The sequence below is a fragment of the Nocardiopsis sp. iso_25 genome, assembly GCF_056173305.1.
In genome coordinates this window covers 2,719,935-2,737,417 of sequence record NZ_CM149667.1, presented here as the reverse complement: position 1 = coordinate 2,737,417, position 17,483 = coordinate 2,719,935, and the positions used below count along the sequence as shown (strand labels likewise).

The 17,483-nt window shown below is 72.7% G+C and carries 17 protein-coding genes and 1 pseudogene; 8 read left to right on the top strand and 10 right to left on the bottom strand.

Going from position 1 to position 17,483, the window contains the following annotated elements; all coding sequences use genetic code 11:
• Positions 1 to 200: 200 nt before the first annotated feature.
• Positions 201 to 854 (bottom strand): pyridoxamine 5'-phosphate oxidase family protein, encoded by a 654-nt coding sequence (locus AC0VX6_RS11815; RefSeq protein WP_475468598.1) that lies wholly within the window; start codon positions 852 to 854, stop codon positions 201 to 203.
• Positions 855 to 922: 68 nt separating this feature from the next.
• On the opposite strand from AC0VX6_RS11815, the gene pdxR reads away from it, so the two are divergent.
• Positions 923 to 2,383, top strand: a complete 1,461-nt coding sequence (gene pdxR, locus AC0VX6_RS11810; protein ID WP_475468596.1) for a MocR-like pyridoxine biosynthesis transcription factor PdxR — start codon at positions 923 to 925, stop codon at positions 2,381 to 2,383.
• A gap of 75 nt (positions 2,384 to 2,458) precedes the next feature.
• On the opposite strand, the gene AC0VX6_RS11805 is transcribed toward pdxR, so the two are convergent.
• Entirely contained in the window at positions 2,459 to 2,761 is a 303-nt protein-coding gene (locus AC0VX6_RS11805; protein ID WP_274977564.1) for a hypothetical protein, read from the bottom strand.
• Positions 2,761 to 3,132 carry a VOC family protein gene (locus AC0VX6_RS11800; protein WP_274977563.1) on the bottom strand — a complete coding sequence of 124 codons (372 nt, stop codon included), beginning with the start codon at positions 3,130 to 3,132 and terminating at the stop codon, positions 2,761 to 2,763. The genes AC0VX6_RS11805 and AC0VX6_RS11800 overlap by 1 nt, the downstream gene beginning before the upstream one ends.
• Positions 3,133 to 3,328: 196 nt before the next feature.
• Between AC0VX6_RS11800 and AC0VX6_RS11795 the strand changes: the two genes are divergently transcribed.
• Together AC0VX6_RS11795 and AC0VX6_RS11790 are read left to right on the top strand one after the other, a co-directional pair.
• Entirely contained in the window at positions 3,329 to 3,859 is a 531-nt protein-coding gene (locus AC0VX6_RS11795; RefSeq protein WP_274977562.1) for a hypothetical protein, read from the top strand.
• 141 nt (positions 3,860 to 4,000) lie between these two features.
• Positions 4,001 to 4,798, top strand: a complete 798-nt coding sequence (locus tag AC0VX6_RS11790) for a siderophore-interacting protein (RefSeq protein WP_475468593.1) — start codon at positions 4,001 to 4,003, stop codon at positions 4,796 to 4,798.
• 119 nt (positions 4,799 to 4,917) lie between these two features.
• Here the strand turns inward: AC0VX6_RS11790 and AC0VX6_RS11785 are convergent, their stop codons facing one another.
• Positions 4,918 to 6,039: an IS630 family transposase gene (locus AC0VX6_RS11785; protein WP_475468592.1), complete on the bottom strand. Its 1,122-nt coding sequence runs from the start codon at positions 6,037 to 6,039 to the stop codon at positions 4,918 to 4,920.
• A gap of 207 nt (positions 6,040 to 6,246) precedes the next feature.
• On the opposite strand from AC0VX6_RS11785, the gene AC0VX6_RS11780 reads away from it, so the two are divergent.
• Together AC0VX6_RS11780 and AC0VX6_RS11775 are read left to right on the top strand one after the other, a co-directional pair.
• A complete protein-coding gene (locus tag AC0VX6_RS11780; protein WP_274977560.1) occupies positions 6,247 to 8,643 on the top strand; it encodes an excinuclease ABC subunit UvrA in 2,397 nt (798 codons plus the stop codon).
• Positions 8,644 to 8,648: 5 nt separating this feature from the next.
• Positions 8,649 to 8,741, top strand: a pseudogene (locus tag AC0VX6_RS11775) (siderophore-interacting protein); the annotation flags it as partial.
• A gap of 185 nt (positions 8,742 to 8,926) precedes the next feature.
• Here AC0VX6_RS11775 and AC0VX6_RS11770 read toward each other — a convergent pair.
• On the bottom strand, positions 8,927 to 9,823 hold the full coding sequence (locus tag AC0VX6_RS11770) for a LysR family transcriptional regulator (protein ID WP_475483717.1): 897 nt from the start codon (positions 9,821 to 9,823) through the stop codon (positions 8,927 to 8,929).
• A 114-nt stretch (positions 9,824 to 9,937) separates the two neighbouring features.
• Here AC0VX6_RS11770 and AC0VX6_RS11765 point away from each other — a divergent pair, with 114 nt between their 5' ends.
• Both AC0VX6_RS11765 and AC0VX6_RS11760 read left to right on the top strand, forming a co-directional pair.
• Positions 9,938 to 11,248, top strand: coding sequence for an MFS transporter (locus AC0VX6_RS11765; RefSeq protein ID WP_274977558.1), 1,311 nt, complete (start codon positions 9,938 to 9,940; stop codon positions 11,246 to 11,248).
• Between the two features lie 28 nt (positions 11,249 to 11,276).
• Entirely contained in the window at positions 11,277 to 12,929 is a 1,653-nt protein-coding gene (locus AC0VX6_RS11760) for an amidohydrolase (RefSeq protein ID WP_274977557.1), read from the top strand.
• 124 nt (positions 12,930 to 13,053) lie between these two features.
• Here the strand turns inward: AC0VX6_RS11760 and AC0VX6_RS11755 are convergent, their stop codons facing one another.
• Genes AC0VX6_RS11755 through AC0VX6_RS11740 form a run of 4 tightly spaced genes read right to left on the bottom strand, consistent with a single transcriptional unit; the run spans position 13,054 to position 14,977 of the window.
• Positions 13,054 to 13,431, bottom strand: a complete 378-nt coding sequence (locus AC0VX6_RS11755; RefSeq protein ID WP_274977556.1) for a roadblock/LC7 domain-containing protein — start codon at positions 13,429 to 13,431, stop codon at positions 13,054 to 13,056.
• Positions 13,432 to 13,725 carry a hypothetical protein gene (locus AC0VX6_RS11750; protein ID WP_475468588.1) on the bottom strand — a complete coding sequence of 98 codons (294 nt, stop codon included), beginning with the start codon at positions 13,723 to 13,725 and terminating at the stop codon, positions 13,432 to 13,434.
• Positions 13,722 to 14,621, bottom strand: coding sequence for a hypothetical protein (locus AC0VX6_RS11745; RefSeq protein ID WP_475468586.1), 900 nt, complete (start codon positions 14,619 to 14,621; stop codon positions 13,722 to 13,724). The genes AC0VX6_RS11750 and AC0VX6_RS11745 overlap by 4 nt, the downstream gene beginning before the upstream one ends.
• The gene (locus AC0VX6_RS11740; RefSeq protein WP_274977553.1) at positions 14,618 to 14,977 is read right to left on the bottom strand and encodes a hypothetical protein; all 360 of its coding nucleotides are present in this window, start codon (positions 14,975 to 14,977) and stop codon (positions 14,618 to 14,620) included. The genes AC0VX6_RS11745 and AC0VX6_RS11740 overlap by 4 nt, the downstream gene beginning before the upstream one ends.
• A 183-nt stretch (positions 14,978 to 15,160) precedes the next feature.
• Between AC0VX6_RS11740 and AC0VX6_RS11735 the strand changes: the two genes are divergently transcribed.
• Positions 15,161 to 15,526: a hypothetical protein gene (locus tag AC0VX6_RS11735; protein WP_274977552.1), complete on the top strand. Its 366-nt coding sequence runs from the start codon at positions 15,161 to 15,163 to the stop codon at positions 15,524 to 15,526.
• A gap of 107 nt (positions 15,527 to 15,633) precedes the next feature.
• Here the strand turns inward: AC0VX6_RS11735 and AC0VX6_RS11730 are convergent, their stop codons facing one another.
• Entirely contained in the window at positions 15,634 to 17,439 is a 1,806-nt protein-coding gene (locus tag AC0VX6_RS11730; RefSeq protein WP_475468584.1) for an ABC transporter ATP-binding protein, read from the bottom strand.
• Between the last annotated feature and the right edge of the window lie 44 nt (positions 17,440 to 17,483).

Genomic DNA, 17,483 nt, shown 5'->3' with positions numbered 1-17,483 from the left:
CCGGCGGCACCGCCCGACCCCCGTTTCACGCGAGTTTGGCCACATCGGACGGCCGTCTTCCCCGGCGGCGGTGACCAGGACGGCGTCCACCCGGCGAACACGCCGCAATAAAGGACTATTGGCCTATCCAATAGGCCAAAGAATGCCCGAGGGCGACCGCCGCGGTTTTCCCGCGCACCGTTTTCCCGGAACGGCCGACCTCAGGACGGCGGCGACGGGACCGGCGACCGCCCCGCCGCCCCGACCGGAACCCCCAAACCGGGCGCCAGACCCGGATCCGGCTCAGGCTCCCCGAACACCTGCCGCACCGGCACCACACCCGCCCACACCGGCAGGGCCAGATCCTCCTCGTCGTCCGTCGGCGGCCCCGTCCGCACCTTCACCGACGCCTCCTCCAACGACAGCGCCAGCACACGCGTGGCCGCCAACTCCCTCGCGGTCGGCTCCCGGGCCTCCTCCCACCGCCCCGGAGCCAACTGCCCGACCAGCGCGCGCAGCCCCTCCAGCCGCTCCCCCTCGTCCTCGACCACCCGCGGCACGCCGTAGACCATCGCGGAGCGGTGGTTGACCGAGTGGTGGAACAGCGACCTGGCCAGCACCAGGCCGTCCAACAGGGTCACGGTCACACACACCTCACCGCCCGCGCGCAGCGACCGCGCCCCGGTCGAACCGTGCAGGTACAGGGTGTCCCCGATCCGCCCGTAGGCGGTGGGCACCACCATGGGCGCACCGTCGACCACCACCCCCAAGTGGCACACCACCCCCTCGTCCAGGAGGTCGTACAGGTCGGCCCGGTCGGTACGGGCCTTGTGCTTGCCGCGGCGCAGCCGGGTGCGTTCTGTCGTGGAGAGCATGGCGTCAGCCTAGAAAGCAAGTGGACCTTTCGACCATGGCCACTTCTGCCCGAAAACGAAGGACCACTGTGCCCCGCCGTCTGGCCGAACCGGCCTTCCACCTCGACCGTTCCGCCGCCCGCCCCCTCACGACACAGCTGTCCGACGCACTGCGCAAGGCCATGTCCGGCGGGACGCTCACACCCGGGGAACGCCTGCCCTCCAGCCGCGCCCTGGCCGTGCAGCTGGGCGTGAGCAGGACCGTGGTCACCGAGGCCTACCAGCAGCTCTACGCCGAGGGCTGGCTGGAGGGACGCCACGGCTCGGGCACCTTCGTCGCCCAGGACAGCGCACCGCCCTCCCCCGCCCGGCACGACGCCGGAGGAAACGACGACGTCGGCGGACACGGCGCCCCCTCCGCCACCGCGACCCCCGCCGTGCACACAACCGCCCCGCGCCCCTCCCGGGAACAGGCCCGCCGCCAGGGCATGATCGACCTGCGCCCCGGCGCCCCCTGGGTCCGCGACCACGACCGCGCCGCCTGGCGCAGGGCCTGGCGGCACGCGGCCGAACAACCCCTGGACGAGGACCCCGACCCCCGCGGCCTGCCCCGGCTGCGCGCGTTCCTGGCCGACCACCTGCGCCGCACCCGCGCAGTACGCATCGGCCCCGAGAACGTCATGGTCACCCGCGGCACCGGCAACGGCCTGGACCTGGTCGGGGCCGCCCTGCTCGGCGCGGGCACCCGCGCGGGCGTGGAGGAGCCCGGCTACCAGAAGGCCCGCACCATCCTGGCCGCCCGCGGAGCCCGCGTGCTCCCCTGCCCGGTCGACCGCGACGGCATCCTCACCGAACACCTGCCCGACGACCTGTCCCTCCTCCACACCACGCCCGCCCACCAGTACCCGCTCGGCGGACGGCTGCCCGTCCCGCGCCGCGAACGCCTCCTGGCCTGGGCCCGCCGGAACGCGGCGATGATCGTGGAGGACGACTACGACGCCGAGTTCCGCTACGACGTGGCGCCCCTGCCCGCCCTCTACGGCCTGGGCCCCGACCGCGTCATCCTGCTCGGCACCCTGTCCAAGACCCTCTCCCCCGACCTGGGCATCGGCTGGATCGTCGCCGAACCCGCGCTGCTGGAACGCCTGGCCGCCGTCCGCCACGACCTGTCGGACCGCACCAGCGTCCCCGTCCAGGCCGCCACAGCCCTGCTGCTGGAACGCGGTGACCTCGACCGGCACCTGCGCCGCATGCGCCTGGAGTACGCCCGCCGCCGCGGGCTGCTGATCGACCTCCTCACCACGCGCCCCGTCGGGGACACCGCGGGCCTGCACGTCCTGCTCCCGCTGCCCGCCCGCGCCGTCGCGCCCGTGGTCGCCGAGGCCGCCGAACGGGGCGTGCTGGTGGACGACACCTCGCGGGCCAGCCAGGGAGCCCCGACCGTGCACGGACTGGTCCTGGGCTACGGGTCGGCGCACCCCGCCGACCTGCGCCGCGCCTGCGCGGTCCTCAACGAGGCCGTCGCCCGCCACACCGGCCGCCCCGCCTGAGCCGGGCGACGGGGAGCGCGCGGGGACGGAGGATCACGGCGACCCGCGTGCCGACGGGCCCCGGGCGGCGGCCGGTCACACCTCCAGCTCGGTCTGCCCGGGCACCTGCCGCTGCCGCTCCTGACCGCTCTGGGCCAGGCACCGGCGGCAGGTCACCGGCCCGGCGGAGGCGCGCAGCCGCAGCGGATCGACGGAGGCGTGGCAGGCCACGGCCGGGACCGGCACCCCCGCCCACATGTGCGTGGCGAGCGCGTGCACGACCAGGGCGCTGCCGATCCGCACCCCGCCCGCGCCCGCCAGCTCCTCCCGGCGGCGGCGCAGGGTCGCGGCCAGGTGCTCGACGGCGGGGTCTCCCCCCTCGGGGGCCTGCCCGCCCATCAGGCCTCGGCCCAGACGCCCAGTTCGTTGCCGCTGGGGTCGGTGAAGTGGAAGCGGCGCCCGCCGGGGAAGGCGTAGGGACCCCGGACCACGCTGCCGCCCGCGCCTTCCACGGCCTCGACTGAGCGCTCCAGGTCGGCCGAGTACAGCAGGACGAAGGGGCCGCCCGGGCGCGTCTCCTCGCCCAGCGCGAGGCCGCCCACCTCGGGGGCGTCCGGGCCCTCGGGGTTCTGGATTCCCGCGTAGCCGGGGCCGTAGTCGTTGAAGCGCCACCCGAACGCCTCGGAGTAGAAGCGCCGCGCCCGGTCCAGGTCGGTGACCGTGAGCTCCAGGTAGTCGATGGCGTGGTGTCGGTGTGCTGGCTGTGTCATACGCCGATTCTCCGGCACGGTGCCGACAGTCGTGTCCGCTTGTGGACACGGCCTTCGGACGGAGAAGCTCTCCAATGAAGACAAAACGGACAAGCAGCATCTTTACTACGTAGATTTACATCTCGGACAAGAGCCGTGAAAGTTACGCACCGGCCCACACGGCGGACCGCCCGAGGACGGCGTAGGCTCACGTGTCGTGCACCGACGAAGCGGCGAACGAAAGACGCGCCACCTGGTCCTCCACGACTACGGGATGGGCGGCCTGTGGTGGTGGGTGTGGGCCGGCTCCGCGGAGGAGATCGTGCGCGCCTGCGCCGAGGTCGAGGTGGTCACCGACCCCTACGTCCTCGAACGTATGCGGACACGTGCCTTGGAGGAGGTCAACCTCGACGCGCCGGACCCGAACCCGCTGTCCAGTCTGCGCGCCCAGCGTGACGCCCAGCGCGACCAGCCCGGTTTCGGTGCCCTGGCGGGTCGGGACCTTGTGTACCTGCGCTGGCAGGGGGAGGACGTCCCGGAGGTCTTCCTGATGGAGATCGGTCCGGACGGTCGTCGGTTGCGGCAGGTCGAGATCGCTCCGGACGGCACCGCCGTCAAGACGGGCCCGGAGGACTGGCCGTTCAACCCACCCTGCGACCTGTACGACCCGTGGTACGCGTCTTTGGAGACCAGCGGCGACGACTTCGAGGAGGCATGGCGCCGGGCCCGCCCCGAGTCCCGGGACTGACCGGCCGGGTGTTCGGGCTCTGCGGGCGCCCACGGCACTAGAGGGTCCCGGGGTTGGGGCGGCGCGGGCGAAGCAAGGTTCGGCTAACCTCACCTGGAGGCGGTCCGCCCCCGTGCCCCCGTACAAGGAGGAAGCAGCCCCGTGCGCGTCGAACAGCCCGGCCACCGCGCCATGATCCGCACCCGCGTGGTGCGGACCGAGCGCCTGAGCAAGCACTTCGTCACGGTGACCCTGGGCGGCCCCGAGCTGGCCGACTTCGCTTTCCTCGGCCGGGACCAGTTCGTGCGCCTGTTCCTGCCCCGCGCGAACCAGGACCGGCTGCACATGCCCGCCGACGCCGACAAGCGGTGGTTCGAGCAGCTCCGCGCCATGCCGCCGAACCGCCAGCCGCACGTGCGCAGCTACTCGGTGCGCCGCTTCGACGCCGAGGCCCTGGAGATGGACATCGAGTTCGTGGACCACGGCGACGCCGGTCCCGCCTCGGCCTGGGCCTCCGCCGCCGTTCCCGGCGACGAGGCGGGCATGCTCGCGGACGGCGTGTACTACCTGCCTCCGGAGGAGGCCGACTGGCACCTGCTCGTCGGCGACGAGAGCGCCGTACCCGCCCTGCTCTCCATCCTCGAACAGGCCCCCGACCACCTGCGCGGACAGGCCTACCTCGAAGTCCCCTGTCCCGACGACGTCCGACCCGTCCAGGCCCCGCCCGGAGTCGACGTGCACTGGCTCCCCCGCACCGACCCCCACACCGTCCCCGGACGACTCGCCCTGGAGACCGTACGCACCGCCGAACTCCCCCAAGGCCGCCCCTACTGCTTCGTCGCAGGAGAGAACGCCCTGCCCACCGAACTACGCCGCACCCTCGTCCGCCAACACGGCATCCCCAAGGACGACATCGCCTTCATCGGCTACTGGCGCCACGGCCGCTCCGCCATGGACTGACCCGAGCCGCCCCCTCGCGTCACACAGGCGACACCTGCGGCGGTCCGGTCAGGAATCGAGAAGCGCCGCCCCCGCTCCCCCGTCTAGTGCCGTGGCCGGGAAGGTTCGCCCGGGTGCCCTCACGCCGCTACGGGTAGCGGTCGGCCTCCCCAACGAACACCCTTCTCGCTGCGTACCCGGGCGCGTTCACGGCGCTGGGCCGCGAGCACGTCCGGGTCGCGGGCGTTGGCGTTGCGCCACCGTAGATAGGCGTGCAGCGCCCGCGTTTGCACCGTGTGGTTGGGGTGGTGGGAGTTGGCGATGGTGAACTGGCGCAGCGGCCCGAAGTGCGCCTCGATCGGGTTGGCCCAGGAGGCGTAGGTGGGGGTGAAGCACAACTCGACCTTGTTGCGCTGGGCCCAGGAGCGGATCGTGGGGCCCTTGTGTGCGGACAGGTTGTCCATGATCACGTAGATGGGGGCGCCGTCCGGGCGGGCGGCCCGGATCGTCTTGAGCGCGGTGAGTGTGTTGGCTGCGCCCTTGCGCCGGTGGTTGATGCCCCACAGGGTGTCGTCTCCCACCGAGTAGTAGCCGTGGAAGTAGGTGACGCCATGGGTGCGCCGGTAGGTGGCCGGAAGGCGGTGCGGGCGGCTCTTGCGGGCCCAGCCCGTCCCGGCGGTGGGCCGGATGCCCAGCGGTCCGAACTCGTCGAAGGCGAAGACCCGGTCGGCGAAGTGCTCCATGACGTGCTCGATGCGGTCGAGTTTGGCATCGGCCTCGGGGTCGGGCGAGTCCTTCCAGGTCGTGGTGCGTTGGAAGGTGATGCCATGCCGGTGCAGGAGCGTTCGCAGGGTCTCGCGGCCCATGCGCAGGCCCGGTCCGGGCCGGTGGGCCAGGTGGGCGGCGAGTTTGCGCAGCGACCAGCGGGTGAAGGGCTGGCCGAGCTTGGTCGGGCGGGTGGTGGCCGTCTTCAGGACGAGGTCTTCCTCGTCGGGGGTGAGTAGGCGGGGACGGCCTCCCGCCCATTTAGGGTCCAGGCAGCTCAGCCCTTGGGTGTTGAAGGCGTGGATGACCTCGCGCACGGTCTTCTCATCAGCGGCGACCAGGCGGGCGATGACGGGGGCGGTGTTGCCGCTGGCCGAGGCCAGGATGATCATCGCTCGCCGGTAGCGGACGGTGTTGGTGCTGCCCCGGCGGACGATGCGTTGGAGTTTTTGGCCCTCGGGGTTGGTGAGTCTGCGGGCTTTGAGGGGTGCGGACACCGCGGCTCCCAGGGTTGACTGCTGGTGTTGCGGTCAACCCTGGCATCGATCACTGACCCGGGCGAACCTTCCCGGCCACAGCACTAGCGTTGTCACCACGGACCCCACCGGCCACACTGACCGGCGCGCGACGGCCGCCGCCCGGCGCCGGTGGGACCGATCCGGACGACATAGGCGCAGAGGCCTCGCCCGACCGAGGGAGTATCCATGAGCACGGTCACCAGGACGGACGCGGGGGCGCCCGAACCGCACGCCGCCGACAGCCACGACCTGATCCGCGTGTACGGTGCGCGCGAGAACAACCTCGGGGACGTCAGCGTCGAGATACCCAAACGCCGCCTGACCGTGTTCACCGGCGTCTCCGGGTCGGGCAAGAGCTCCCTGGTGTTCAACACCATCGCCGCGGAGTCGCAGCGGATGATCAACGAGACCTACAGCGCCTTCGTGCAGGGCCTCATGCCGACGATGGCCAGGCCCGACGTCGACGTCCTCGACGGGCTGACCACGGCGATCATCATCGACCAGGAGCGGATGGGCGCCAACGTCCGCTCCACGGTGGGCACCGCCACCGACGCCAACTCGCTACTGCGCGTCCTCTTCAGCCGCCTCGGGGAACCGCGCATCGGCTCACCCAACGCGTTCGCGTTCAACGTCGCCTCCGTCCAGGCCAGCGGCGCCATCAAGGTGGGCACCGGCAAGGCCGTGAAGCAGACCTTCAGCCGCACCGGCGGCATGTGCACGCACTGCGAGGGGCGGGGCACGGTCTCCGACATCGACCTCACCCAGCTCTACGACGACTCCAAGTCGATCGCCGAGGGCGCGTTCACCATCCCCGGCTGGAAGTCGGACAACTTCTGGACGGTGCGGGTCTACGCCGAGTCGGGCTTCGTGGACCCCCACAAGCCGATCCGCGACTACACCGAGGGGGAACTCGCCGACTTCCTCCACAAGGAGCCGGTCAAGGTGAAGATCGAGGGCGTCAACCTCACCTACGAGGGGCTGATCCCCAAGATCAGGAAGTCGTTCCTGTCCAAGGACCGCGAGGCGATGCAGCCGCACATCCGGGAGTTCGTGGACCGGGCGGTCACCTTCACCGCCTGCCCCGCGTGCGACGGCACCCGCCTGAGCGAGGCGGCCCGGTCCTCCAAGATCAGCGGGATCAGCATCGCCGACGCGTGCGCGATGCAGATCAGCGACCTGGCCGGGTGGGTCCGCGGCCTCGACGAGCCGTCCGTGGGGCCCCTGCTGGACAAACTGGGGCACACGCTCGACTCGTTCGTGGAGATCGGACTGGGCTACCTCTCGCTCGACCGCTCCTCGGGCACACTCTCGGGCGGCGAGGCGCAGCGCACCAAGATGATCCGCCATCTGGGCTCCTCGCTCACCGACGTCACCTACGTCTTCGACGAGCCCACCGTGGGACTGCACCCGCACGACATCGAGCGGATGAACCGCCTGCTGCTGCGGCTGCGCGACAAGGGCAACACCGTACTGGTCGTGGAGCACAAGCCGGAGACCATCGCGATCGCCGACCACGTGGTCGACCTGGGCCCCGGCGCCGGTGACGACGGCGGGCGGATCGTCTTCGAGGGCGGCGTCGAGGGGCTGCGCGCCAGCGGCACCCCCACCGGCCGCCACCTCGACGACCGGGCCCGGCTCAAGCCGAAGGTGCGCACGCCCCGGGGCGCCCTGGAGATCCGCGGGGCCGACGCCAACAACCTGCGCGGCGTGGACGTGGACGTGCCGCTGGGCGTGCTGTGCGTGGTGACCGGCGTGGCGGGCAGCGGAAAGAGTTCGCTGGTCCACGGGTCGATGCCCGCGGGCGCGGGCGTGGTGTCGGTGGACCAGGGTGCGATCCGCGGCTCGCGGCGCAGCAACCCGGCCACCTACACCGGGCTGCTCGACCCGGTCCGCAAGGCCTTCGCCAAGGCCAACGGTGTCAAGCCAGCGCTGTTCAGCCCCAACTCCGAGGGCGCCTGCCCGGCCTGCAACGGCGCCGGGGTGCTCTACACCGACCTGGCCATGATGGACACGGTCGCCTCGCCGTGCGAGGAGTGCGAGGGCAGGAGGTTCCAGCCGCAGGTGCTGGAGTACCGTCTGGGCGGCCCGGACGACGGCCGCGACATCAGCGAGGTGCTCGCGATGTCGGTGGCCGAGGCGCGCGCGTTCTTCGGCGGCGAGGGGGCGAAGGTGCCCGCGGCCGAGCGGATCCTGCGGCGGCTGGAGGACGTCGGCCTGGGCTACCTCAGGGTCGGCCAGCCGCTGACCACCCTGTCCGGCGGCGAGCGGCAGCGGCTCAAGCTGGCCGTCCACATGGCCGGGGAGGGCGGCGTCTACGTCCTGGACGAGCCGACCAGCGGCCTGCACCTGGCCGACGTCGAGCAGCTGCTCGGCCTGCTCGACCGGCTCGTCGACTCCGGGAAGTCGGTGGTGGTCGTCGAGCACCACCAGGCGGTCATGGCGCACGCCGACTGGATCATCGACCTCGGCCCCGGGGCGGGCCACGACGGCGGCCGGGTCGTGTTCGAGGGCACGCCCGCCGACCTCGTCGCCGCCCGCTCCACCCTCACCGGCGAGCACCTCGCGGCCTACGTCGGCGCCTGAGTGGCCCGCGCCGCACCCTGGTACGCGAGCACGGCATCCCCAAGGACGACATCACCTTCGTCGGCTACTGGCGCCACGGCCGGGCCGCCATGGACTAGTGGGGCGTTCCACCCCAGGAGCGTGTCCTTCGGGGCCCGTACCCCGTTTCGTCCTCCCCGCCCGTGACCAGCTGGGCGCTTCGCACCGGGGGCGGGCTGCCGTCCCGGCCGGACGCTACGCGTGGTGCTCGCCCCGTGCGGGCGCCCTCACACTGTGACCGGTGTGCGACAGCCCCCACGCAGGGTCACGCCCGGGCTCCGATCCAGGCGAAGTCGTCGTCGTTGAGCCGGGCCCGCAACCGGTCGAGGAAGCCGCGGATGAGGGGCTCGGCGTAGTGGCCGACCTCCCATCCCGCGAAGCTCGTCATCTCGATGGTCTGTCCCCGCGACACGATGGGGACGGCTGTGAGGCCGAACTCGGGCAGGCTGGACAGGACCGCGATGCCCCCGCGTCCGGCGGCCAGCCCCTGGGCCATGGTGGAGGAGCGCATCTCGACGGGGCCCGCCAGGGCCAGTCCGGCCTCGGACAGGCCGCGGTCGAAGGCCAGTCGGGCGGAGTTGCTGCGGTCCATCACGATCAGCTGGTGGCGGACCAGCTCGGTCAGGTCGACCTGGTCGAGCCGGGCCAGGGGGTGGTCGGTTGACATGTGCGCCCTGACCGTCAAGGTGGCGACCCTCTCGCACTCCCACCCCGCGGGCGGGGCGACGGTGGAGATGCCCACGTCCGCGCCCAGCCCGGTGAGGCGTTCGAAGACGTGGGCGGGCTCGGCCTCGATGGCGTCGATGATGGGGATCCCCGAGGCGCTGGACGCCATCAGGGGCGCCAGGCCCGAGCTGATCGTGGCCTGCGGGGCCACGACCAGGAGGCGGTACTCCTCCGGGGTGTCGGCGGCCCGCAGTACCCTGCGCGCCGCGTCCTCCCTGCGTACCAGGTCCTTGGCCATGATGAGGAACCGCCGGCCGGCCTGGGTGAGGTGGAGCGGCCCGTGGCCGCGCTCGAACAGGCGCACGCCCAGGTCGGTCTCCAGAGCGCGGATCTGCCGGGTCACCGAGGGCTGGGAGACGCCGACGGCCTGGGCTCCTCTGGTGAGGCTCCCCTCCTGGGTGATGGCGACGAAGTAGCGCAGGACCCGAACGTCCACCATGCCTCCTAGGCATCGGTAATGCTATTTTTCTGCATTTGACAGCATAAACAAAGGAAGCGCAAGCTTGTCCCCCATCTCATCCTCGCGTTAGCCACCCCCGGGAGACCCCACATGCCCAGCGCTGTCACGCCCCCGACGACAAGCGGTCCCCCCAGGAACGGCAGGCGCGAGCGCATGGCCGCCTTCCTGGGCACCACGGTCGAGTGGTACGACTTCTACATCTACGGCCTGGCGGCGGCCATCGCCTTCGGGCCGGTCTTCTTCCCCAACGCCGAACCGGGCATCGCGCTGATCGCCTCGTTCGCCACGTTCTGGGCCGGTTTCCTGGCCCGCCCTGTCGGCGGTGTGGTCTTCGGGCACCTCGGCGACAAGTTCGGCCGCAAGAACACCCTGGTCACCACACTGCTGATCATGGGTGTGGCCACCTTCGCGATCGGCCTCCTGCCCGGCCACGCGCAGATCGGTGTGGCCGCCCCGATCCTGCTCACCGTGTTCCGCGCTCTGCAGGGCTTCGCGGTGGGAGGGGAGTGGGGAGGCGCCGTACTCCTGGCCTCGGAGTCCGACACCTCCCAGGCCAAGGTGCGCGGCGGCATGTTCGTGCAGCAGGGCTCCCCCGCCGGCAACATCCTGGCCACCCTGATGTTCACCCTCGTCGCGACGCTGCCCGACGAGCAGTTCCTCGCCTGGGGATGGCGCGTCCCCTTCCTGCTCTCGGCGCTGCTCGTCGTGGTCGGCCTGGTGATCAGGCTCAAGATCGAGGAGTCGGAGGAGTTCACCCAGGCCAAGTCGGACAACCAGGTCGTGCGGGTGCCGATCGTGGAGCTCATGCGCCACCACTGGCAGCGGGTGGCCGCCGCCGTCCTGGCCAGCGGGCTGGGCATCGCGATGGCCTACTTCATCAGCACCTTCATGCTGTCCTACACCACTGGCGAACTGGGTATCGATCGCCAGGTCATGCTCAACATCCTGTTGTTGAACGCCGTCATCCAGTTCGTCTGGCAGCCCTTCGCCTCCCGTATCGCCGAACGGGTCGGCGTGAGCCGCTTCATGGTCGCCACCCTGGGCGCCGCGGCGCTGCTGGCCCTGCCCATGTTCCTCATGGTCGAGACGGGCAACCCGGTGCTCATCTGGCTGGCCCTGGCCCTGAGCACCGTAGCGGGCGCCGGTTACTACGCGGTGCTCGCCGGATTCCTGGCCAACGCCTTCCCCGTGCACATCCGCTACACCGGCGTCTCCACCTCCTACCAGCTCTGCTCCACCCTCATCGGCGGCACCACCCCGCTGGTGGCGCAGTTCCTGCTCAACGCGGGCGGCGGCTCCTGGGGCGGCGTCGCGGTGTTCTACGTCGCGCTCATCGCCGCGACCATCGCGGGTGTCCTCGCACTGGGCTCCCTGACCGCACGCCTGTCCGCCAAGTCCTGACCCACGCACCGAAGGACCACCACTGACCATGCGCATCGACACTCTCCTGACCAACGCACGGATCCGCACCATGGATCCGGCACACCCCGTAGCCCACACCCTGGCGATCACGAACGGGTTCGTCGTGGCCGTCGACGAGGACGCCCGCGACGCCCGGCCCGACAGGGTGCTGGACCTGGGCGGGCAGGTGGTGCTGCCCGGCTTCCACGACGCGCACATGCACTTCAGCGTGCTGGGCCAGGACTTCACCCAGCTGGATCTGGCCCCGGAGAGGGTCGGCGGCCTGGACGCCCTGTACGCGGAGGTGGAACGCTTCGCCGCCACACTCGAACCCGGGCGCTGGGTCGTGGGCCACGGCTACGACCAGAACAAGCTCGGGGGCCATCCGCACCGCCGCGTCCTGGACCGGATCGCCGGTGGCCGACCCGTCTACCTGGTGCACAACTCCAAGCACATGGCGGTGGCCAACACCGCCGCCTTCGCGGCCGCGGGCCATCCGGACCCGGACGCGGTCCACGACGTCGCGGGCGGTGTCGTGGTGCGCGAGGGCGGCGAGGCGACCGGCCTGCTGCAGGAGAAGGCCCTGGCCCTGGTCAACCACGCGTTGCGTCCGGTCGCCCAGGAGCCGCTGGTCGAGGGGCTGGCCGCCGCCTCGGAGTGGGCGTTGCGCCACGGTCTGACCAGCGTGACCGAACCGGGTATCGCCGGTCAGTCGGGTATCGGTCACGGGCCCTCGGACCTGCGGGCCTTCCAGACCGCCCGGGACCTGGGGCTCCTGCGCGTGCGCGCGACGCTCTTCCCCTTCGTGGACGCCCTGCACCCTCTGGGGGCCATCAGCTCCTCGGAGGAGGGGTTCGGTCTCGACCTGGGGATGCGCAGCGGTCTGGGCGACGACTTCGTCCGGGTGGGAGCGGTCAAGATCGCCTCGGACGGCTCGCTCATCGGGCGCACCGCGGCGATGTGCTGCGACTACCACGACAGTCCCGGCAACAGCGGGCTGCTGCAGTGGAGTGAGAAGGAGCTGTTCGAGCTGATCGACCTGAGCCACCGCAACGGCTGGCAGGTGGCCACGCACGCCATCGGCGACTACGCGCTCGACGTGACTCTGGACGCCTACGAGGCGGCGCAGCGGCGCACACCGCGGCCCGACGCACGGCACCGGATCGAGCACGTCGCCGTGGCCTCCGACGAGCAGGTGGACAGGATCATCCGAGGCGGCGTCGTTCCCGTGCCGCAGGGTCGGTTCATCTCCCGTCTGGGGGACGGGTTCATCAGCGCGCTGGGCCCCGAGCGCGCCGAACTCGCCTACCGGATGCGTTCGTTCGTCGACGCGGGCGTCGTCCTGCCGGGTAGTTCGGACGCCCCCGTGGTGCCCGGGGAGCCACTGCACAGCATCCACGACATGGTGAACCGCACGACGGCTGCGGGGGTGGTGATCAATCCCGGCGAACGGTTGACGGTGGAGCAGGCCCTGCGCGCCTACACGGTCGGCTCGGCCTACGCCGACCGGCAGGAGCACCGCAAGGGCACGCTGGCCGCCGGGTACCTGGCCGACCTGGTGGTCCTGTCCGACGATCCCCTGTGCGTGCCCGCCCAACGGCTGCGCGAACTGCAGGTGGGGGCGACGATGGTCGGCGGCGAACTCCTCCATGACGCGGGCGTGCTCGAACGGGACGCCTGAGCGCGGGCACGTGGGCTCCCGACGAGGACGAGCCAGGGGTCGGGGGCGGGCCACAGCGGTAGAACCGAGGTCGTGGAAAAGGGCCGCGGGAGGCCCCGCGCGACGGAAACGTCGCACGGGGGTCTCAGCCGGCGGCGGTGACCTCCAGCAGCGAGCCCACGCGCTCCACCGTCAGCCGGGACTCGCGGCGCAGGGCGGCTGTGTCCATGCCCTCGTCTCCCAGCACGACGAGCAGGGCCTCCATCCCGACCGCGTAGACGACCGCGTAGCCGCCCTGGCAGCGGGTGACGACCTCGCGCAGCGGTCCCAGCCCCGTCTCGTCGCCGGTGCGCTTGCCCAGGCCCAGGGAGGCGGCGGCGAGCGCGGCCAGCGCGTGGGGTCGGCCGCCCTGGATGTCGGAGGCCACCAGCATGCCGTCGGAGGCGGCCACTGCGCTGTCGGTCACGCCGACGACGCGCTCGCGCAGCAGCGCCAACTCCTCGGCGATCTGACCCTGAACCATCTACTCGCTCCCGTGCTCGTCGGTCGGCCGCGTCGTGCGGCCGGTGTGGGCGTCCAGGTCCTGTAGCGCGCTGCGCACCCTCTCCAGGGGCACCGCGGCGCGCTGCGCACGGCGCAGGGCGGCGATCGGCCCGGGCTCGGGCTCCTTGGGGCCGAACAGCCCCGGCCGGGGGCGCGGCCCCCGGGGAACCGGGGAGGGGGTGCGCTTGGGCAGGGCGGTCAGGCCGCCCCCCTCGTGTCCCCCGGCGGGCGGTTCGCCGCTGCGGGCCGGACGGGGCCGTCCGGTCGTGCTCATCGGGCCGCCTCTTCCCCGGCCTCCGCGGCCGTCCCGCGGTCGGCGCCCAGTGAGCGCAGGCGTTCGCGCACGCTCCCGGGGACCGGAACCGACGGGGCCGGAGGCGCGGGGCGCACGGTGTTGGCGCCCGGACGACGCTTGGCCAGCGCGGACGGTCCCTCGTCCGGGGCGGCGGCCTCGGGGGTGCGTCGGGTGAGGCCGTCCGCGCCGCCGGGGGCCGCGGCCTCCAGCAGCCCGCGTTCGGTGAGGCGCGCGACGTCGGCCATGACCCCGGTCAGCCCCCGGCCCAGGGCGAAGGCCAGGTCCCTGGGGGTGCGGCGGCCGTTGGCCTGGGTGAGCAGGAGCCGGTAGGCGGAGGGCAGGGAGTCGTGTACCGGCCCGGCGGGCACGGGGCGGCGGCGGGCCAGGTCCGCGGGCGGGCCCCACCGGTCGGCGAGGAAGGCCAGGCGGCGCCCGGCCTCGGCCAGCACCTCCTGCGGGTCCAGGCCGTGCTCCAGGCCCAGCAACGGCGGCGCGGCGTCGGAGAGCACGGCCTCCACGCGGGGTTCGGGGGACAGGCACAGCGCCAGGACGCCGTCCGCCAGGGCCGTGGCGCACGCCAGTTCCAGCACCGCGACCGGGACCGCGCCGCGGTCCAGCAGTTCCCGGGCCAGGCCGTCGGTGTGGGCGGCTGCCTCGTAGGCGGCGGCCCAGACCCCGGCGGGGACCGCGCCGGACCTGACCAGGAGGGTCTCGGGTGTGGGCGCGGCCGGTGTGGTGACGGCGGTGACGCGTCCGGCGGCCAGGTGGACCAGGGCCTCGGGCGAGCCGGTCAGGCGCAGGGCTCCGGTGAACTCCTCCTCGCGGGCCCGCAGCAGGGCCTCGGTCAGTGCCCGCGGGGGTGCGGCGTCGCTCATGACAGCAGCTCCGCGGTGTGCTCGTCGGCCTGGAGGCGGGCCAGCGCGAGGTTGGTCCGCGCGCGGTCGAAGACCAGGACGAGCAGGGCCTCGTCCGCGCTCGGGGAGGGCACGGGGCGGGTCAGCACGTGGTGCCCGCCGGTGGTGACCACGCTCTCCCGGACCGCCGGTTCGCGGGAGGCCAGGGCCAGGTCCAGGGCCAGGTGGTGAGAGTCCGCGACGTGCTCGGGGTCGGGCAGCGCCGACACCGCCCCCGACCGCGCGTGCGCCCGGCCCGTCGCGCGGTCCACGAGCATCGCGGCCACGACGCCGTCACAGCTCAGGTAACGCTCCGTGGATACAGCTGTGCTCGACACGTGCCCCCCGGTGTCTGGTTGCCTCCAAAAGACATTTAACAGTCAAAGATGAGCAAAGAGGACACACTGTGGTAACGATGGACTCCAGCCACAAACTGTCCACTTACGCACCCTCCAGGCGTTTCGCTAATTTTCGTCATGTATCGCCGCTCCTGCGGTGGACACCGAGCGTGAGGAGACGCCATGAACGCCGACGCGGCGATGAAGGAAGCCATGGGGATCGAGGGCGCCATCGGCGTCGCGGTCGTGGACTACGAGAGCGGCATGTCCCTGGGCACCATGGGCGGGGGCGGCCACTTCGACCTGGAGATGGCCGCGGCGGCCAACACCGAGGTCGTGCGCGCCAAGACGCGCGCCCTGGGCGCGATCGGCCTCGACGACCGCATCGAGGACATCCTCATCACGCTGAGCAGCCAGTACCACCTCATCCGCCTGCTGGAGAAGGCGCACGGCAGCGTCTTCCTCTACCTGGCGCTGGACCGCCAGCGCGCCAACCTGGCCATGGCCCGCCACACCCTCCGGCGCGTGGAGAGCGAACTCCAGCTCTGACCCCCGCCGGCCCGACGCCCGGAGCGGCGCGGGCACGGACGGCGGCCCTGCGCGGGCTCCCCCGCCACGGCGCCCCGCTGCGAACGGCACGCCGACCGAAGGCGCGGTCAGCGGGAGAGCAGCTCCCCGTCGTCCGGCGCGCCCTGCCAGCTGCGCCACAGGTCGGCGTAGCGCCCCCCGGCGGCGACCAGCTCGGCGTGCGTCCCCTGCTCCACGACGCGGCCCCGGTCCATGACCACCACGCGGTCGGCGGTCTGCGCCTGGGTCAGCCGGTGCGCCACCACCAGCGTGGTGCGCCCGGCGGTGGCCGCGGCGGCGGCGCGCTCCAGCCGCCGGGCGCCGGAGCTGCCCGCCTCGGCGGTGGCCTCGTCCAGGACGGCCACGTCCGGGTCGGCCAGCACCAGCCGGGCCAGCGCCAGGTGCTGGGCCTGCTCGGCGGTCAGGGCGTGCCCGCCCTCGCCGACCACCGTGTCCAGCCCCTCGGGCAGGGCGCGCACCCACTCCAGGGCGCCGACGGCCACCAGGGCGGCCTCCGCCTGGGCCGCGTCGGCCCCGGCGCGGGCCAGGCGCAGGTCCTCCAGCAGGGTTCCGGCGAACACGTGGGTCTCCTGGCTGACCAGGAAGACGTGTTCGCGCACCCGTCGCTCCCCCAGTTCCTCCAGGGGGATCCCGCCCAGGTACACGGTTCCGGCCGTGGGCGTGCGCAGGCCGCTGACCAGGGCGGCCAGCGTGGTCTTGCCCGCGCCGCTGGCCCCGACCAGGGCCACGCGCTCGCCCGGGGCGACCTCCAGCGACACCTCCTCCAGCGCGGCCGGGCCGCCGGTGCCGTAGGAGTGGGTGACCCCCGCGACGCGGACCGAGGAACCGGACGGGCCCTCCTCCGCGCCCGGGTCGGCCTCCACCGGGATGTCGACCACACCGGCCAGGCGGGCCAGGCTCGCCCCGGCCGACTGCACCTCGTTGAAGTTCATGACCAGGAAGATCAGCGGGCCGAACAGGCGGTGGAAGTACAGGGCGGCGGCGGTGACCATGCCGACGCTGGCCAGGTCGGCGCGCACCAGCCAGAACCCGGCCACCAGCACCGAGGTCAGTCCGACGCACTCGGCGGCGTTGAGCCGCGACCCGAAGCGGGTGAACAGCCGGAACACCGACACCGTGATGTCCATGGCGGCGGCCGAGCGGTCGCGCACCCGGGACTCGTGCTCGTCCTCCAGTCGGTAGGCGCGCACGGCGGAGCGCCCGCGCAGGGCGCCCATCATCGCGTGCGAGCGCTCGCCCATGGCCACGCGCTCGCGGGCGTAGTAGGGACCCGAGCGGGGCAGGTACCAGCGCACGGCCGTCACGTAGACCGGCACGCAGAGCATTGCGGCCAGGCCCAGACGCCAGTCCAGGGCGGTGATGCCCACCGCGGTCAGCAGGACGGTGGCCAGGGCCACGACCGCGTCGGGGCCGCTGCGGGCGATGCTGGCGGTGACCACGGCGACGTCGTCCCCGACCCGGGAGAGCAGGTCGCCGATGCGCACCCGTTCCAGACGGGCGGCGGGCATGCGCAGCACCCGGTCCATGACGCGTTCGCGCAGGCGGGCCAGGACGGTCTCGCCGACCCGGCTGACCAGCCAGCTTCCCACACCCGTGAGCAGGCCGCCGAGCAGTCCCGCCCCGGCGATCAGCAGGACCGAGGACAGGACGGTGTCCAGCCCCCGCTGCGCCGAGATGTCGTCGACCATCCGGCCCAGCACCCAGGGGGCGACCAGTCCGGCGGCGCTGCCCGCGAGCACGGTGGCCAGGGCCAGGGGGGCGCCCCAGCCGGTGCCGCGCACCCCCTCGCCCAGCACGGCCCACGTGCGGCGGGCCGAGGCGGTGGGGAGCAGTTCCCCGTGTTCGCTCGCGGAGTCCTCCACCGGCGTGCTCATCGGTCGTCCTCGGGGTCGTGGTGGCGGGGAAGGGGGGCGCGTCG

Excerpts from the sequence above, each read along its gene's own strand:
- AC0VX6_RS11815 (WP_475468598.1), bottom strand. The coding sequence starts at position 854 with ATGCTCTCCACGACAGAACGCACCCGGCTGCGCCGCGGCAAGCACAAG.
- AC0VX6_RS11805 (WP_274977564.1), bottom strand. The coding sequence starts at position 2,761 with ATGGGCGGGCAGGCCCCCGAGGGGGGAGACCCCGCCGTCGAGCACCTG.
- AC0VX6_RS11800 (WP_274977563.1), bottom strand. The coding sequence starts at position 3,132 with ATGACACAGCCAGCACACCGACACCACGCCATCGACTACCTGGAGCTC.
- AC0VX6_RS11780 (WP_274977560.1), top strand. The coding sequence starts at position 6,247 with ATGAGCACGGTCACCAGGACGGACGCGGGGGCGCCCGAACCGCACGCC.
- AC0VX6_RS11765 (WP_274977558.1), top strand. The coding sequence starts at position 9,938 with ATGCCCAGCGCTGTCACGCCCCCGACGACAAGCGGTCCCCCCAGGAAC.
- AC0VX6_RS11760 (WP_274977557.1), top strand. The coding sequence starts at position 11,277 with ATGCGCATCGACACTCTCCTGACCAACGCACGGATCCGCACCATGGAT.
- AC0VX6_RS11755 (WP_274977556.1), bottom strand. The coding sequence starts at position 13,431 with ATGGTTCAGGGTCAGATCGCCGAGGAGTTGGCGCTGCTGCGCGAGCGC.
- AC0VX6_RS11750 (WP_475468588.1), bottom strand. The coding sequence starts at position 13,725 with ATGAGCACGACCGGACGGCCCCGTCCGGCCCGCAGCGGCGAACCGCCC.
- AC0VX6_RS11745 (WP_475468586.1), bottom strand. The coding sequence starts at position 14,621 with ATGAGCGACGCCGCACCCCCGCGGGCACTGACCGAGGCCCTGCTGCGG.
- AC0VX6_RS11735 (WP_274977552.1), top strand. The coding sequence starts at position 15,161 with ATGAACGCCGACGCGGCGATGAAGGAAGCCATGGGGATCGAGGGCGCC.
- AC0VX6_RS11730 (WP_475468584.1), bottom strand. The coding sequence starts at position 17,439 with ATGAGCACGCCGGTGGAGGACTCCGCGAGCGAACACGGGGAACTGCTC.